The following is a 17298-nucleotide window of genomic DNA, read 5'->3' as shown; positions in this document are numbered from 1 at the left end:
TTACACTTTTTCACTCTGCACCATAATTGTTGGACATTAATTCATCGGAGCAAACATCATGAAAATTCATCACCTTCGCAGTGCCACTTTTATAATTGAATCAGGCCAATACCGTATTCTGATTGATCCGATGCTAGGTGAAAAAGGCTCACTGCCTCCGTTTTCTGTATTGCGCTTCAAAGCAGCCAAAAACCCGACCGTAGACTTGCCCGCCAATGCTGGGCCACTACTTGATACGGTGACTCATGCTTTAATCACACACAGTCAAACCTTTGGTTTCAAACCCCTACAACATGGTGACCATCTAGACACAGCAGGTGAAGCTTTCTTGGTTAATAACGGCATTACAATCGCCACACCAAGCAAAGATAAAGCTTACCTAGAGAAGTATGGGATTACCGTGAGTCATGGTTTAGACAGCTGGGTCGAGACGGATTATCTAGAGGGGAAAATCACCGCGGTGCCTGCGCAACATGGTCATGGCTGGATCCATAAAGTGATGGCAAATGGCTGTGGATTCTATTTAGAGCTTCCAAATGAACCATCAATTTACATCAGTGGTGATACGGTACTGACTGACGACGTGAAGCGTGCGCTAACTGAGCTAAAGCCCGATATTACGGTGGTCGCAACTGGTCAAGCTCAAATGGATGTGGGACAGCCTCTGTTGATGCCAACCGATGAAGTGATGGAGTTTATCCGCCTTTCTCCAGGTAAAGTGATCGCCAATCACATGGAAGCGTTGAATCACTGCCCTATCGAGCGTTCAACATTAAAGCAGACGCTTGAACATCATCAATTAGCTGACAAGGTGTTGATTCCTGATGATGGTGAAACACTAGAGTTCTAAATAAAAGATATTTACTCTAAATATCAAAATTTCTGTCTCCTAAAAGAACAAGCCCCGCGTAATGCGGGGCTTGCTCTAGGCAGTGTCTGTTTTTTTAGAAGCTGTAAGCAACAGAAGCTTTGAAGTTACGACCTGCTTCGTAGCTGGTGTATTTCTCAGAACCCCAAGAGATACCAAAGCCTGTGTGCTCAGCGTACTTCTTATCAAACAGGTTATCGACAGCAAAGTTAACCGATAGGTCCTTAGCGAAATCTGGAACGTAGGCCGCCCAAATGTTGTGAGTACCGAAACCAGCACGCTCAATCTTCACGCCATCTTCGTCTGTGTAGTCATTACCCGGAACAAAACGCGCATCCCAACCAAACACTAGCTCGTTCGATAGGCTGTAATTGAAGCCCGCTTTGATGTTATGAATACCAGTCTTGTTCATATGGCTTGTTGTGCCATCTTTTAGACTGGTTTGGTCACCATCAGAGAACGAGTGGTTCGCGTATAGCGCAAAGTCATCAATGCTGTATGTTAATACGGTCTCAACACCCCATACTTCAACATCGTACTGGTTTGCCAGTGTTGTGTTGTTCTTAGTTGGGTGCATCTGATTATCAAGATCATACTGGTAAACTGTGAAACCTAAGATGGCATGATCAGCTGCAAGCAAATCAGACAGATCGTAATCAAAGCCCACTTCGTAGTTGTTACCTGTCATCGCCTTTGTATCCGCTTGCTTTACATCGCTCGCAGCTTTCATCGTTAGCGTTTCAGGAAGTGCAGCACCTTTAAATAGACGACCGTAACCAACACGTAATCTTAGGTTGTCTGTTGTTTGATGCTCACCTTGGAACTTAGGTGAAAGTTGATCGTACTTACCAGAGAACACACCACCTAATTCGTGTACGTCATAACGTAGACCTGTCACAAAACGGAAATCACTGATTTCAAAGGCGTCTTGAGCATAGATACCGTAAGCAGTAACCGTACCACCATCCATGTCGTAGTTCTTAGTCTGTCCAATATTAGTACCAGACGTATACACACCTAAGCCAGAATCAATCCACTGTTTGGCTTTGTAACCTTCAACACCGTAAGTCAACTCATGCTCGCCGACCCATGAGATATTGCGAATATCACCACCAATGGTTGTCACATTGTACTCTCGGTCCGGAATGGATAGGTCACCGCTACTGGTATTAGAAACTACAGCATCACGGTCCATGTACTGACGGTTGTAGTATAGGTCAGTTGTTAGGTTTACAAGATCGCTACCATTATCGTAATGATGGTTTAGGGTTACAGTGTCACGACTAATTGCGTGATAATTGTGCTCATCATCTGCGTATAGAGCACCCGCTTTTTCACCTGATAGCTGGCGCTTACCACCATCTTCGTATTTGTTGAATGTCAGCTTAAATTCGTTGGCGTCGTTTGGAATAAAGACCACTTTTGCTAAACCAGACTTTAATTCACCTTGCTTAGAAGTTACATCATCTTCACCAGGGATATGTAAGTCACCATCTTCAGAGTAGTTTGCGATACCCATGAACTGCAGTTTGTCGTTTAGCTTTGCGTAAACCGCCACGTTAGTTGTGAAACGCTCATAAGCCGTTTGGTAGCCAGTCTTGACACGTGCCCCAATCGTTTCATCACCACGTAGTAAGTCACTCGGATCTTTTGTTTCGTAGCTGAATGAGCCGTTAATCGCACCCGCACCAGAAAGTACAGAGTTACCACCTAGGGTGATTTCTGCTGATTTCAGCATTGCAGGATCAAACGTCTGGTCACCTGAGTGATGGAACAGTTGACCTTCTTGGCGAGCGCCATCGATGGTAACAACCGAGAACTTATCCTCCATACCACGGATGAAGACTTTACGAGAGTATCGAGCGTTACCATCTACCGTTACACTCGGCATGGTATTCAGAACATCTTTAATATCTGACGCTTGTTTCTGTTCCAGAGTATCAGAGTTGATCTCCGTTTGAACGTGTTGATCTAGGGCAGAGCCAACAACAACTACGGTTTCATCGGCAGCTTGGGCAGCAAAAGTAGTAAGTGCAACGGTAATCGCTGCAGAGAGTGACTTCAGTTTCATAATGGTACTTATATTTTATAAACAACAACAAGAGCGGTGCATAATACACGATGAAAATGATAATTCATCTCATTTACATTCTTTACTTTTCCATGCTTTATTTTAATAAAGTTCCTATGTATTATTCATAAATGTTCACTGAACTCTTGTTTTTTGAACTGAATATTTCAAAAAATCCTAGGAATAGGTAGCCGCCAGCCCACTTCTGGCGGCTTTTAAATCAAAAACATCTCCAATCGACAATATTAATTAAATACCCACTCAAAAACTTATTCATAAAAAGAATCAAAAAAACAGCTCGTAAAGAAGCTCAAAAAGCGCATGCTATGAAGTTCTCACTCAGATCCATTCTCCAGGTTCCAAGCAAATCAATTTAAGTTAAAAAACATCTATACAGTCGTAATGACATATAACAACCCAGTCAATATGACATCAAAAGCGCGATAGTTGATTTTCAGATCTTATTTGATAACGATTCTCATTCTTGGCATGTAATCTGCTACTCTCATATGAGAATCTTTGATTATGCTTAGAGGACCTTATAGGAGAACAAAACGATGACAGAACTTCCACATGGCTTAGTCGCAGGGAAAGTCGTTAACCGAACTGATTGGAACCATCAACTTTTCTCAATTGAAGTGAAAGCGCCTATATCGCCCTATTTAGCAGGCCAGTTTACCAAGTTGGGGCTCGAAAACGATCAAGGAGAGCTAGTCAGACGCGCTTACTCAATGGTGAATGCGCCTTCACATACTAAGGGCCATCAACATTTAGAGTTTCTGATAGTGAAAGACTCTGACGGACAACTGTCTCCGAGACTCCACCAGCTCCAACAAGGTGATGAGGTGTTTGTTGGACGAAGTCCTAGTGGATTTATGACACTCGAAGAGATCCCTTCGACCGCTCAAGATCTATGGATGTTGTCAACAGGTACAGCAATTGGCCCCTTTCTATCGCTTTTAGAACAGCTTCAACAACAAGAGACACCTCTACCGTTTGAGCACCTTATCCTCGTTCACGCAGTAAGAACGAAGGCTGATCTTACTTATCAAGAGCGCATCCAAACATTCATCCAACACTTTCAAGGAGCACTTCATTATGTGCCAATTATTTCACGAGAATCCGTTGCCGGAACTTTGCGCGGACGAATCCCAAGTCTGTTACTTGGAGGCGACCTTGAGCAAGCCACGTCTGTCACTATCGATAAAGAGCGTAGTTTCTTCTACCTTTGCGGCAATCCAGAAATGGTTCACGACACCAGTGCAGCCTTAAATCAGCTCGGATTAGAAAAGCACCTACGTCGTAAACCCGGTCAATTCAGTAGCGAAAATTACTGGTAACCAGAAATCGCGTCTTAAAACGCAATAGCTATGAACATACTCTATGACCCATTTACGCATACCAAGCCACTGAGCGATTGAACGATCTAAATAAGGAGACCAAGAAGAGATTCAATACTCGAAAATAACAATGCTCTCTTAAGGTCTCCACTAGCAAGCAGCGTACATAATCGACCAATAACCATAATAAAAACAATGGTTAATCATGATAGACAACACATCTAAAGTGGCGCACACTGCGTGAAATGGTCATTTTGATAGTTATTATTGATGTTTAAGGTAAGAGAGGAAGCCATGCTCAACATTGCTTTTTTTAGCTCAAAATCATACGACGAGAAGTCATTCACACTGGCAAAGGGTGAACTCAAGGCTGAGTTTCATTTTCACGATTTTCGTTTAACAACCAAGACAGCAAAAATGGCTCACCATTGTGACGTCGTATGCGCTTTTGTAAACGATGACTTGTCTCGCCAAGTGTTGCAAGTACTGGCCGAAGGTGGCACTAAGCTGATCGCCATGCGTTGTGCCGGGTTCGACAAAGTTGACCTAGAGGCAGCAAAAGATCTTGGACTTCAGGTTGTTCGCGTTCCTGCTTACTCACCTGAATCCGTGGCTGATCACACCGTCGGCATGATGATGTGTCTAAACCGAAAACTGCATAAGGCGTATCAGCGTACTCGTGACGCGAACTTCTCTCTCGAGGGTTTGGTTGGTTTCAACTTTTACGGTAAAACCGTCGGTGTCATCGGTTCAGGTAAGATTGGTCTAGCGACCATGCGTATCCTAAAAGGCTTGGGAATGAACATTCTATGTTACGACCCATACCCTAACCCACTTGCTGAAAAGCTGGGTGCAAGATATGTTGAGCTCGATGAGCTATACCAACACTCAGACGTGATTTCTCTGCACTGTCCAATGAGCAAAGAGAACTATCACCTACTTGATGCGAAAGCCTTCAGTAAAATGAAAGATGGCGTAATGATCGTGAATACCAGCCGTGGCGAACTGCTGGATTCTACAGCCGCGATTGAAGCTCTAAAACAGAGCAAGATTGGCGCACTAGGCCTTGATGTGTATGACAACGAGAAAGAGCTGTTCTTCCAAGATAAGTCTAATGATGTGATTGTCGACGACGTGTTCCGCCGTTTGTCCGCGTGTCATAACGTGCTATTCACTGGACACCAAGCGTTTCTGACCAAAGATGCCCTATCGAACATTGCCAACACCACACTCGGCAGCATTACGGCTTACTTCAACCATGAGAAGAGTGGCAATGAGCTTATCGAGCTATAACCGATAGCTCTAGATACGAATGACCACGAGCTGACTTGGAGCTCGTGGTTCATTAAAAGATCCTAAATACAGAAGTGGCAGTTTTCCGTATCTAAACCATGCATTCCATTTCTAATCGCTAAATGTTCATTACCCGCATCGATACCCATTTGGTAACCCTCACTCAACAAAGATTGAGCCATAGTCAGCCTTTTTACGGCAAAGTTCTCAGGTGGGGCGATCACTTTGATCTTGGCATCTTTAGGGGGGTTACGAATAAACTCTAGTGACTGGTTATAGTTTTCAGCACGTACCGCCATCGATTCTGCAATATTGGGGTACTTTGAAAGTAGCTTTTTGATCACCCACTGATATTTCTGTGGCTTCATCTGATAGCTCAATGGGTGCGATAAGATCACCGTAATATCACGCGCACCGCGACGATAAGCTTCTCGAACGGGAATAGAATCTGCCACACCACCATCGGTATAACAGCCACCTGAAAAGCACGGTGTTTCTCGATACGCAATAGGCAGAGCGGTGGTCGCCTCTACGACATTGGATAGATTTTCTGGCTTCAGCTGATAGTAATTTGCATTGCCTGTTTCAACATTAGTCACAGCAGCGTAAAATGGGGTCTCACCAAACAAACGGCTGTAATCTAATGGGTAACGCACGTTAGACTCTTCCCACAACCATTTCACGTCAACCAAATTTCCCCCTTTGGCAAAACGCGCTGGGTTAAAAAAGGCTTTGTCTGTCGCCATGGTGGTGATCACATCTAGGCTACGACGAGGCGCATTAGAGAGGTAACCGATTAAGTTAGAAACACCGGCTGACACACCAATTGCAAAATCATACGGCTTAAACTCTTCCGCCATGAATGCATCTAATACACCTGCTGCGAAAATCCCACGCATTGCCCCGCCTTCTACAATCAGTGCTTTCTTACCCATTTTTCTACTCTATTTGCTGCTCTAAAACCGATTGAAGTAATAGTAAAGCTCGCTAGCCTCAAATGATAATGGGATAAATTTATAGATTTGATAGGCAAAATCTATCGCCTAAAACGCCGCTGGCGAGATCATCAGCGGCAACAAAGACTTAGAGAAGCTCGCTTGGTGAGTTTAGCTAAAGATCTTAGACCCGACTTTTAGCGTCGCTGCTATGTTTCGTGCGGTTCGAGTTAAATTAACTTCTGCCTCTCCCAACACTTGCTCTAGAAGCTGAGGAGAGCGCACAGTACCGAAAAGTGCTCCTATCGCCGAGTAGAGTTCATCAACTTCAGTGCCCAGCGATCCAGCGATTCCTATCGTTGGAATACCCTGTTTTTGTGCTCGCTGCGCAATACCGAAAGGGGTTTTACCTTGCAGGGTTTGATTATCCATCTGCCCTTCTCCAGTCACAACCAGTGAAGCGCCTTTAACTACCTCGTCAGCATTAAGAGTGTCGAGCACCATCTCAATACCTGGCTTTAACTGCATTGAAAACAGCAAGCTCAATCCCATTGGCGTGCCACCCGCAGCCCCATAGCCTGATATTTCTAAAGTGTCGCTTTTGGCAATGCTAGGGTGTTGTTGCATGGCAATGGTCGCAAAGTGATGAAGAGCCGAATCCAACGCTTGTACTTGTTCAGGCGATGCCCCTTTCTGTGGCCCAAAGATATGACTCGCACCATTTTCACCGCAAAGTGGATTTGCAACATCACAGGCAACTGTCAGGTCAATATTACGCAAGCGCTCATCTAATCCTGAAAGGTCGATCGTCGTTAGCTGAGACAGAGCAAATCCACCTAACGCGATCTCCTTACCTTGTTCATCAAGCAGTTTCCCTCCTAGTGCCTGAACAATACCTGCACCGCCATCATTGGTCGCACTGCCGCCTAAACCAAGTATGATCGCCTCTGCACCTTGCTCTATCGCCTCAAGCATTAATTGCCCAGTACCAAACGACGTCGCTAGCATCGGGTTACGCTTTTCTGGAGCGACCAAATCCAAACCAGACGCTGCGGCAATCTCAACAAGGGCCGTGCGCTTTGGGTTACTAGATGACGGCTCTAACATTGCCCATTGGGCGGAAACGGTATCACCAAGCGGCCCCATGACTTCAGTGGTGTACTTGTTACCCGACAATCCCTGAAGCAACACATCGACAGTGCCTTCTCCGCCATCGGCGAGAGGAAGTGCGACATACTCTGCATCCGGAAATACTTCTCGAAATCCGTTTTCAATACATTTCGCCACAGAAGCAGCGTCTAATGACTCTTTGAATGAGTCTGGTGCGATAACTATTTTCATTGGTAGGCACTCTACTAAATCAAGAACCAACCACGTTACTATATAGAAAAGAGAATATCGAACACGTAATAACGTAGTCCAACTCAGGTCTCCTTTACCAAATAAGCGATAGTTTTCTCTATTAAAATCTTATTTTGAGAAGGTACACCTACGTTTTACATGGGATACGGTAGAGTTAGGTAAATTGAAAATGATATAGTCCTGAAAAATTCAATTAATGAGATAATAATATGCATTCAACCGACGCAATTGAACTTGTCAAACTAGGCGTAAACATCGAAATCGCAAAAGACTCTTCTCTACACCCAACAGATGCACTAGAAATCGTAAAGATTGCCAGTGAGATTGGTACTCACGTTACCGTGAAGAAGAAGTACCACACTGAAGTTCTGATGGAGATGGCAAAGGTAGGACGCGACCACATCACTGTTGCTATGTAACCAACGGCGATCGAGTTCTTCACCGCAGATAAAGCAGAACGTGCAACATATTGGGGGCAATATGCTGCACGTTTTTATTGTCAGAAAGGAGCATGAATTTTCTGACATTAGCGATGTCTGATTCGCTAATCGATTAAGCCAACTGAGCTGCTATTCTGTTATTTTTTCGCAATTTCAATCTACGCGATTAGCTTCCAAACGCTTCTTGTCCAAACGATTAGCTTCCAAGCAATTCATTCCCAAACAGGGGCATCACTCCCGTTTGACGACAAACTTCGTTTAAGCGAACCTGAGCTTTCAAGATGTTCTCTTTCCAGTGTTCATCTTGCGCCCACATTTCGATAACAAGTGGCACTACGCACTTCGTTTCTTTCAATGTTTTGAAAATCGCATTGAAATCGACTTCTCCTTCGCCAATAACCAAGTCACGGAACTGCCCTTTATATTCAGGAGTGACGCGATACGTGTCTTTAAGGTGAATCTGCGTAATGCGCGGCTTACTCAGCTTAAGCTCTGTCACGATGTCATAATTCCAACCCGAGATATTGCCTACGTCTGGATACGCGGTGAAATAAGGCGAGTCAATCTCACGGCTCAACACTTCAAACTTACTCAGCGAGTTCAGGTAATCCGTGTCCATAATCTCAACCGCTAGCATCACCCCAGCGCGCTCCGCCAGTTGTGCCGAGAGCTTCATACCTTCGATAAAACGCAGATGTGTCGCTTCGTCAGCAGGCTCGTAATACACGTCATATCCTGCAAGCTGAATGGTGCGAATACCCAACTTGTACGCAAGCGTAATAGCCTTCTCCATATGTATAACGGCTTGCTCTCGCACTTTCGGGTCGGCTGAGCCAAATGGGAACTTGCGGTGTGCACTCAAACACATCGATTGTAGCGGCACTTGATGCTCTTCACACAAGCGGCGTAGGCCATAAACCTCTTCATCGCACCAGTCTAAGCGGCTGCGTCTTTCATCAGATTCATCGACCGAAATTTCAAGGAAATCAAAGCCTAACTCTTTCGTCGTTTTTAGCTTATCTTCCCAACTTAAGTCATTCGGAAGGGCTTTTTCATAAAGCCCGACACGATGGCGCGTTAAGTTTTGGTACATAACGCCTCCTAGTTCCAGTAGCGGTTGATTTGCTCTTTCAGTGCTTCAGCGGTTTCTTGGCCTTTTTCACCCGCCAACGCGCGGCCTGCAATGAAGGTTTTCGCTTTAATGCCTTCAAATAGGTACAAATCTTCTGGCACGATGCCACCTGTGATAGAAAGCTCGATACCCAGCTCAGACAGAGCACGCATCTTCACTAAGTCCGCTTCTGTCCAGCCCACGCCCGCCAACTCAGCGTCACGAGAACGGTGGTAGATCGCTTGTGTAATACCTAGGTCAACCCACGCTTGAGCATCTTCCATTGTCCAATTACCGTAGATCTCGATTTGAATTTCACCATTGAACTCATCAGCGACCTTCTTACACGCATCAATGGTTGCAATGTGCGCTGCTGCTGAAACCGTAATCCAGTCAGCGCCTGCTTCAAATGCCATACGAGCCAGAATCGCGCCGCCATCTGTGGTTTTCATGTCACACACTAAGATATGGTCAGGGTGGTTTTTACGCAGTGTCGAAACCGCCTTCATGCCTTCAGCGAACGCAAGGATAGTCCCCACCTCAATCACGTCTACGTAGCTCTCTACGTTGTTCGCCACTTCAATAGCAGCAGGTAGGGTTGTTTGGTCTAGGGCGATTTGAATCATTGGTTTAGTCATGGTTTTATCCTTTAATTTGTTCACGTATTAGATGGGCAAGGCCATCTTGATTGTTATCTGTTTTGCATACGGCTTGAGCGTTCGATTTGACGGTGTCGTCAGCATTAAACATCGCTACGCCTAAGCCTGCGTATTGAAGCATTGATATGTCATTATGGTTGTCACCAACGGCAATCACTTGGGAGGCCTGAAACCCCAGTTCATTCACGTATTCAGCAAGGCGTAGGCCTTTGCTATTGCCCTTGGCAGCAAAGTCGATTCGGTTCGACCAAGAACGTTCGCCGTTAAAGTGGTCTTTGACCCAAGGCGTTTGCATCAAACGATCAACCGACTCTTGCTCCCCTTCCACCACAAACTTCCACACAAACTCGGTGTTCTTAGCCGTTTCTGAGAATGAATCCACGCGATAGATATTTGGCTTGTGGTGCTCTGGCGCGTGCTCAGCCCACTCTTCCAACGCCAACATGTAAGCGAATGGGTTGTAGTTGGAGTAAGTCATCGCATCGGTGATATACATCACCATCTTCAGCTTGTATTCCTGTGCTAGGTCGATGAACGTCATAGCGTGCTGATGCTCGATAGCGTTCTGAGTTAAAACGGTCTCGGTTTGGTAGTCATACACATAGGTTCCATTGCAGCAGATAATCGGTGTATCTAGCCCTAGCTCATAGTAATAAGGCCTTGCTGCGGTGTGATGCCTACCGGTCACGATCATCACATGGCAATGTTGCTTGGCCTCTTGGATCGCTTCTTTCACTTCAGGATGGATGGTGTGATCATCGGTCAACACGGTTCCATCAAGATCTAACGCCAATACTTGATACATCGCCTCTCCTCACATCGCACTTATTGCTGCCCGTAGTAAGCATTTTCACCGTGCTTACGTAGGTAATGTTTGTCTGATAGCTCCGGCTGAATCTTAATGCCGCTGTTTAGCGAGCGTGTAGCCAATGCCATGGCCGACACTTCCTCTAGCACCACCGCGTTATGTACAGCGTCTTTGGCATCTTTGCCCCAAGAAAAAGGTGCGTGCCCCGCCACAATCACACTCGGTACTGCCATCGGGTCGATACGACGCTGAATAAACTCTTCGATGATCACCAAGCCAGTGTTCTTCTCATACTGTTCAGCAATTTCGCTGTTTGAGAGCTTGCGAGTGCACGGGATGTCACCATAGAAATAGTCAGCATGTGTTGTACCCAGAGCTGGAATATCAATACCCGCCTGCGCCCAAATCGTTGCACTGCGAGAGTGAGTATGCACAATGCCGCCGATTTCAGGGAACGCTTTGTAGAGCTCCAGGTGAGTAGCAGTATCACTTGAAGGGTTCAGTTTGCCTTCAATGATGTTACCCTCTAGATCCACCACCACCATGTCGTCAGCCGTCATGTCACTGTATTCAACGCCAGAAGGTTTAATCGCTATTACGCCATTTTCACGGTCAAACTCAGAAACATTACCCCAGGTAAATGTCACTAAACCGTACTTAGGAAGCTGCAAGTTCGCTTCTAAAACACGTTGTTTCAATTGGTTATATTTGGACATATCGACTCCTTAAGCCGCTTCAGCTTGTGCGAGCGCCATATCAATCAGGTTCGCGACATCTTGCGGTGTTTTACATGCACGTAGTTGTGAGAAATCTTCATCAAACTCGATCAGGTTCGCGACCTGCATCGTGCCTTCGATGTGTTCTTCTGAATCTTTACCTGCCAAGGTGATCAGTACATCGACTGGCTCGTCTACGTCATCAAAAAGAATTGGTGTTTCTAATACCGTTAGCGCAAAGCCTGTTTTGATTACGCCATCTTCTGGGCGGCAGTGTGGTAGAGCAAATGCATCGTGAATACAGATGTATGGGCCTTCAGCCGAAATCGCTTTGATGATCGCATCGTAGTAACGCTCTTCAGCCACACCTGCTTTAACCAGTGCATCAGTACCGATTTTGATAGCCGACTGCCAGTCGGTTGCTTTTGCATTAAGTTGAATTGAGTTGTTGGTAATCAGAGATTCTTTCAAGTTCATTGTTTTGCTCATTTAGTAATTTGTTATTAGTATTTTTATTAGCCCAACCGCTTTGCCGCTGGACTAGTTCAATTATTTGTGGAAGTTGTTTTCGATAAGTGAAATCAGCTCATCACCAAAGGTTTTCACCATGATCATGTTCTTCACTGCTAGCTGCTGTTTACCTTCGGGTAGATTGGTAATCTTTTCAGCCAGCGCAACCGAAGTAACGATGATGTCGAATGAACCTAAGTGTGATTTGTAGTCTGTGATTGCACTGTTGAATGTGGTTGCAGGAACCCCTTTCTTATCTAAGAACTCTTTGATCTTCTTAGAACACATCATTGAAGAACCTTGACCAGAGCCACAGCACACGAGAACTCGTACTGGTTTCTGTTGAGTGGCGCCACTCGCTTGTGGAGCCTCAGCCACCGCTTGAGATTTCAGAGGCGCTTCTGACTTAGCCGCTTGAGAATTAGGCGCTTCAACCTCAACTTCTACGCCTTCTGGAGTTACTGCTGTCATGGTTTGCGCTTGTTGTGCTTCGCCGTCTTCTTCAGCACGCAGTGCCTTCGATGCGAAGTACATGTAAACACCCGCTAGTGCGACAACAACAAAGAAGAACATACTAGAGCTAGAGATACCTTGCATGATTGGTGGGAATACAAGAGCCCAGTCAGCCATACCCATCCAGCCGTTAAACTCAGTACCTGATTGCGCGAAGATGTGAATCGCCCAAGCTGAACCAACCACCTCGATAATGCCCATCACGAAACAGATCTTCATCACCGCTTTCCAGCCACCGAAGTGGTTAGCGAAAACACCAATCGTTGCGTTAGAGAAGAACATTGGAATGAAGCCAGGGATAATCATGATTGGCGCATCGAAAGCCAACATCGCCAATACTGCTGTGAATTGACCCACTGCACCCCAAAGGAAACCGAACACCATTGCGTTTGGTGAGTATGCGTAGATAGCCGCACAGTCAATCGCAAGAACCGCGTTCGGGATGAGACGTTGAGAAATACCGTTGAACGCTTCAGAAAGCTCAGCAACGAACATACGTACACCGGTTACGATAACTTGAATCGCTACCGCGAATTTCAGACCCGTTTCGAAAATGTAGATAAGCCAGTGTGTGCTACCCGCCATCTCTTGAAGGTTATCAAGACCGAAAGAGAGAAGAATGATACCGAAGAATGCCGTCATGACTAACGTCGTCGCAGCAATACTGTCGTGGAAGATGTGTAACCATTTCGGTAGGTTGATGTGGTCTACACTGTCGTTCTTATCACCCAACTTCGGAGCAACTTTCGTTGCAACCCAAGATGCAAACTGCTGTTGGTGACCAATAGAGAAGCCTGCTCCGCCTGTCACTTCTTGTGTAGGCTTGAACATGATGTTGGAAGAGATGCCCCAGTATAGAGCCATCAAAATTGCAGAGTAGATGATGGTTTCCCACATCCCCGCGCCAAGCACGAAGTAGAAAACAGCAATCAAGCCAGCTTGTTGGAACATGATGTGTCCCGTAAGCATGATGGTGCGGATACCCGTAATTCTGCGGAAGGCAACCAATAGGATATTAATACCCAGCGCCATAAGGACTGCGTACCCAACCCAAGAGTAATTGTCACCCATGGTTTCCATGGTGGCCATCATGGAGGTATAAGGGTCGATTACCGAGCCTGTCAGTCCATGTATTTCACTCATTTTTTCGATAACCGGTTTAAAACCTGCTACCAACGTTCCTGCCCCCACTTGCACAATCATAAAACCAACTATGGTTTTGATTGAACCGGAGATAACGGTTGTTGCGTCACGTTTGAGAAGGATGTAACCGAGACAAGTTACGATACCAAGCAGCAAAGGTGCTTTGGTCATAACCTGACTGTAAAAAATATAGAAGATATCGTATAAGAACTCCATATCTTTACCCCTTGATATAATTTGTATTTTTAATGGTTTGTAGGTTTCAGTGATGTCTTGTTTTGCTTTTTGCTCACGAGATAAACTTTAACAATCAAAAGTAATCATGCAATGCTCATTTATGATTACTTTGATTTGTATCAATTATCCACCCCAACAATATGGTTAAATTGAGCACTGGATCACATTCAAAATAAAAACCCAACAAAAACAACAACTTAAATAAAAAAGTGATTAAAATCTGATTTTACTTACCTGGATATTTGACAATCATCAACGTGATTACTAGAATCAAAACAAATCAAAAACAATCATAAAGTTGTCACAGAGACAAATAGAGTGATAAATATGAATGAAGTGCAAAGACACAACGGCATCCTGTCGTTACTAGAAGAAATGCAGACGATTAACGTCTCTCATATTATTGATAGTTTTAGTGTTTCACCGGCTACGGCTAGACGTGATATCGCAAAATTAGATGAGCTAGGCAGGCTTCGAAAGGTACGAAATGGCGCCGAAAGAATAGAAAACCAAAAGAGAAAGTGGTCACCGCTCAATATCAACAGTACTGAGTTTTATGAAGAGAAAGCTCAAATAGCGCATGCCGCTGCCGAGCTTTGTCAGGCGGGTGACACCGTCGTCATAAACTGTGGTTCAACCGCTTTCTTACTGGGTCAGCAGTTGTGTGGGGATGATGTTCAGATCGTGACTAACTATTTCCCACTCGCTAGCTACTTGATCAACGAAGATCATGACGACGTGATCATCATTGGTGGCCAATACAACAAGGCACAAAACATCTTTTTAAACCCAGCACCAAACTCATTAGGTGGTTATGCCGGGAACTGGATGTTTACGTCTGGTAAGGGGTTAACTGATGCGGGTCTCTATAAAGCCGACATGCTAACTGCCGTTGCCGAGCAACAGATGTTAGAACAAGTCGACAAGCTGGTCGTTGTGGTCGACAGCTCCAAAGTTGGTCAAAGAACCGGAATGCTGTTTTGCGATACCAAGCAAATAGACATAGTAATCACCGGTAAAGATGCCAACCCAGACGTGGTTAAAAAGATTGAAGCTCAAGGGACGCAAGTCATCTTAGTGTAAATCTAATGGGCTAACCCGCCCTCAAATAATAATGAATGTCAGCTCAGTGCCTTAGTCCAAATTAAGGCGCTCGGCTCTCTACATCCAAAATTAATCAAATTAGTGAAATAAAAGGTATTATCATGAATGTAAACGAAATCACTCGCGAATCTTGGATCCTAAATACATTCCCTGAGTGGGGCACATGGTTAAATGAAGAGATTGAACAAACTGTAGTTGAACCAGGCACATTCTCTATGTGGTGGCTTGGCTGTACAGGTATCTGGTTAAAATCTGAAGAAGGTGCAAACCTATCAATGGACTTCTGGTGTGGTACTGGTAAGAAGACACAAGCGGTTCAAAAAATGAAAAACCAACACCAAATGATGCGTATGGGTGGTGTTGAAGCGCTTCAACCAAACCTGCGTACTGCTATCTTCCCGCTAGACCCATTTGCGATTAAAGAAATTGATGCAGTAATGGCATCACATGACCATGGCGACCACATCGATATCAACGTTGCAGCAGCAGTTCTACAAAACTGTGGCGATCACGTGAAATTCATTGGTCCTAAAGCGTGTGTTGATTTATGGATGAAATGGGGTGTGCCAGAAGATCGTTGTGTTATCGCGAAAGTTGGTGACGAGATTCGCATCAAAGACGTAAACATCAAGATTCTAGACGCATTCGACCGCACAGCTCTAGTAACTCTTCCAGAAGGTACATCTTCTATCGATAAAGACATTCTTGATGGCATGGATGATCGCGCAGTGAACTACTTGGTAGAAACAACTGGCGGCTCTGTTTACCACTCTGGTGACTCTCACTACTCGAACTACTACGCGAAGCACGGTAACGACCACAAAATCGATGTAGCACTGCTTTCTTACGGTGAAAACCCACGTGGCGTGACTGATAAAATGACGTCTTCAGATATCCTTCGTGCTGCTGAGTCTCTAAACTGTGAAGTAGTGGTTCCATTCCACCATGACATCTGGGCTAACTTCCAAAACGATCCTCGTGAAATCGAAATGCTATGGAACATGAAGAAGGAGCGTCTTCAATACGGCTTCGCACCTTTCTTCTGGCAAGTGGGTGGTAAGTACACTTACCCAACAGACAAAGGTCGTATGCACTACCAGCACTTCCGTGGCTTTGCTGACATCTTCAAGAATGATCCAGAACTGCCTTACCGCGCATTCCTGTAACCATTAACCTCACTCAATAAGGGAGCACTTTGCTCCCTTTTTTAATATTCAAATAAGGAAGTTGGTATGTTGCTACGTGAATTCAAAGAGCATTTTGAGCGAGGCGACCTAGATGAAGCAGTTGGCGTAATATCACCAGAGAAGAGTGGCTATTACCTTTTGGTTAAGAGCAAGAAATGGGGCGTGCAAAGCTTCCTTGAATCAGGAAAAGCCGCCAAACCTAGAGTATTTAAACGCAATACGCCTTAATGAATGCCGCTCAATCGATTGGGTTTCGGTGCTCTGATATTCGTATCCACGCTTTGTAATCGGATTAACCTTGCGCTCTAAGCACCTTCACGATACGAGCAGAAAAGAAGATCACTAAGCTAGCAACATAGATCATGGATACCCATAATCCGATATTAATCAGCTGATTCTCTTGCTCAATCAAAACTTGGTAATCGGCATTTGAAAGGTAAGGATCATCAAAAGGGGCAACGCTCACTCCCCAAAATATCCAAACAAACCAAACGATACCTCCAACGACCAGAAACAGCACCAGAAGTGAAAGTTGTTTCAAAGCGTATAACAGTGTTCTCTTGTTAAATGACCATTGAGCTGATTTCACTTTATGCCCTCTATCGTGGGAAATGCGTTGAACGAGGCGACTATAATCTCAAATTCCACTTACCTTGGTGGTCACGTTCGCAGTTTTCTTGAGTGTCGTAACTTATGTGCTTATCCGCATTCTTTAGTTTAATGCCAACTTGATTGAATGCATTTTGAATGACCGTAGCGACTTCCTGTTGGCCTCCACTCTCTAAGAAATGGGTTCTGTCTTGATTGGTATCGAATACACCAACAATTTTCAGGCTCTGGGGAAAAGAAGAGAAGTTGACCGTATGAGTCACCCAAAGAAAACCATCGTAGCCTTTCAACGTATCTTCACAAACGTCGGTGAGTACGTCTCTGACTTGGTTGTCAATTTTCTTATCCGATTTGCGCATGAAGAGCATTTCCTATTTAACACCTTAAAATAT

17 protein-coding genes and 1 pseudogene are annotated in these 17298 nt (G+C 44.9%); 7 read left to right on the top strand and 11 right to left on the bottom strand.

Going from position 1 to position 17298, the window contains the following annotated elements; genetic code table 11:
* Positions 1-58 precede the first annotated feature (58 nt).
* Positions 59-850: an MBL fold metallo-hydrolase gene (locus AC6I7V_RS17860; RefSeq protein WP_498011778.1), complete on the top strand. Its 792-nt coding sequence runs from the start codon at positions 59-61 to the stop codon at positions 848-850.
* Between the two features lie 94 nt (positions 851-944).
* On the opposite strand, the gene AC6I7V_RS17855 is transcribed toward AC6I7V_RS17860, so the two are convergent.
* Positions 945-2939, bottom strand: a complete 1995-nt coding sequence (locus tag AC6I7V_RS17855; RefSeq protein WP_498011777.1) for a TonB-dependent receptor domain-containing protein — start codon at positions 2937-2939, stop codon at positions 945-947.
* Between the two features lie 557 nt (positions 2940-3496).
* Between AC6I7V_RS17855 and AC6I7V_RS17850 the strand changes: the two genes are divergently transcribed.
* Both AC6I7V_RS17850 and AC6I7V_RS17845 read left to right on the top strand, forming a co-directional pair.
* Complete coding sequence (locus tag AC6I7V_RS17850) at positions 3497-4279, top strand: ferredoxin--NADP reductase (protein WP_498011776.1); 783 nt, start codon at positions 3497-3499, stop codon at positions 4277-4279.
* A 294-nt stretch (positions 4280-4573) separates the two neighbouring features.
* On the top strand, positions 4574-5572 hold the full coding sequence (locus tag AC6I7V_RS17845) for a 2-hydroxyacid dehydrogenase (protein WP_498011775.1): 999 nt from the start codon (positions 4574-4576) through the stop codon (positions 5570-5572).
* Positions 5573-5634: 62 nt separating this feature from the next.
* Here the strand turns inward: AC6I7V_RS17845 and AC6I7V_RS17840 are convergent, their stop codons facing one another.
* Together AC6I7V_RS17840 and AC6I7V_RS17835 are read right to left on the bottom strand one after the other, a co-directional pair.
* Complete coding sequence (locus tag AC6I7V_RS17840; RefSeq protein ID WP_498011774.1) at positions 5635-6507, bottom strand: patatin-like phospholipase family protein; 873 nt, start codon at positions 6505-6507, stop codon at positions 5635-5637.
* A 171-nt stretch (positions 6508-6678) separates the two neighbouring features.
* Positions 6679-7848 carry a glycerate kinase gene (locus AC6I7V_RS17835; RefSeq protein ID WP_498011773.1) on the bottom strand — a complete coding sequence of 390 codons (1170 nt, stop codon included), beginning with the start codon at positions 7846-7848 and terminating at the stop codon, positions 6679-6681.
* A gap of 230 nt (positions 7849-8078) precedes the next feature.
* On the opposite strand from AC6I7V_RS17835, the gene AC6I7V_RS17830 reads away from it, so the two are divergent.
* Complete coding sequence (locus tag AC6I7V_RS17830; RefSeq protein ID WP_498011772.1) at positions 8079-8288, top strand: hypothetical protein; 210 nt, start codon at positions 8079-8081, stop codon at positions 8286-8288.
* Between the two features lie 217 nt (positions 8289-8505).
* Here AC6I7V_RS17830 and AC6I7V_RS17825 read toward each other — a convergent pair whose 3' ends face one another.
* The 6 genes from AC6I7V_RS17825 to AC6I7V_RS17800 form a co-directional block, all read right to left on the bottom strand.
* A complete protein-coding gene (locus AC6I7V_RS17825) occupies positions 8506-9402 on the bottom strand; it encodes an L-ribulose-5-phosphate 3-epimerase (protein WP_498011771.1) in 897 nt (298 codons plus the stop codon).
* Positions 9403-9410: 8 nt separating this feature from the next.
* Entirely contained in the window at positions 9411-10058 is a 648-nt protein-coding gene (locus AC6I7V_RS17820) for a 3-keto-L-gulonate-6-phosphate decarboxylase UlaD (protein ID WP_498011770.1), read from the bottom strand.
* A 4-nt stretch (positions 10059-10062) separates the two neighbouring features.
* Positions 10063-10884, bottom strand: a complete 822-nt coding sequence (locus tag AC6I7V_RS17815) for a pyridoxal phosphatase (protein ID WP_498011769.1) — start codon at positions 10882-10884, stop codon at positions 10063-10065.
* Between the two features lie 20 nt (positions 10885-10904).
* Complete coding sequence (locus tag AC6I7V_RS17810) at positions 10905-11603, bottom strand: L-ribulose-5-phosphate 4-epimerase (RefSeq protein WP_498011768.1); 699 nt, start codon at positions 11601-11603, stop codon at positions 10905-10907.
* 9 nt (positions 11604-11612) lie between these two features.
* Entirely contained in the window at positions 11613-12080 is a 468-nt protein-coding gene (locus AC6I7V_RS17805; protein WP_498011767.1) for a PTS sugar transporter subunit IIA, read from the bottom strand.
* 72 nt (positions 12081-12152) lie between these two features.
* The gene (locus AC6I7V_RS17800; RefSeq protein WP_498011766.1) at positions 12153-13985 is read right to left on the bottom strand and encodes a PTS ascorbate-specific subunit IIBC; all 1833 of its coding nucleotides are present in this window, start codon (positions 13983-13985) and stop codon (positions 12153-12155) included.
* Positions 13986-14333: 348 nt separating this feature from the next.
* Between AC6I7V_RS17800 and ulaR the strand changes: the two genes are divergently transcribed.
* From ulaR to AC6I7V_RS17785, 3 genes and pseudogenes are all read left to right on the top strand, one after another.
* Positions 14334-15089 (top strand): HTH-type transcriptional regulator UlaR, encoded by a 756-nt coding sequence (gene ulaR, locus AC6I7V_RS17795; protein ID WP_498011765.1) that lies wholly within the window; start codon positions 14334-14336, stop codon positions 15087-15089.
* Between the two features lie 119 nt (positions 15090-15208).
* A complete protein-coding gene (gene ulaG / locus AC6I7V_RS17790; RefSeq protein ID WP_498012364.1) occupies positions 15209-16276 on the top strand; it encodes an L-ascorbate 6-phosphate lactonase in 1068 nt (355 codons plus the stop codon).
* A 66-nt stretch (positions 16277-16342) separates the two neighbouring features.
* A pseudogene (locus tag AC6I7V_RS17785) lies at positions 16343-16584 on the top strand (hypothetical protein).
* A gap of 5 nt (positions 16585-16589) precedes the next feature.
* On the opposite strand, the gene AC6I7V_RS17780 reads toward AC6I7V_RS17785, so the two are convergent.
* Positions 16590-16886 (bottom strand): hypothetical protein, encoded by a 297-nt coding sequence (locus tag AC6I7V_RS17780; protein ID WP_498011764.1) that lies wholly within the window; start codon positions 16884-16886, stop codon positions 16590-16592.
* A 40-nt stretch (positions 16887-16926) separates the two neighbouring features.
* Entirely contained in the window at positions 16927-17265 is a 339-nt protein-coding gene (locus AC6I7V_RS17775) for a Fis family transcriptional regulator (protein WP_498011763.1), read from the bottom strand.
* Positions 17266-17298: the final 33 nt, after the last annotated feature.

Source organism: Vibrio sp. KUL70 (genome assembly GCF_059725515.1).
This window is presented reverse-complemented; position numbering and strand designations above follow the sequence as displayed.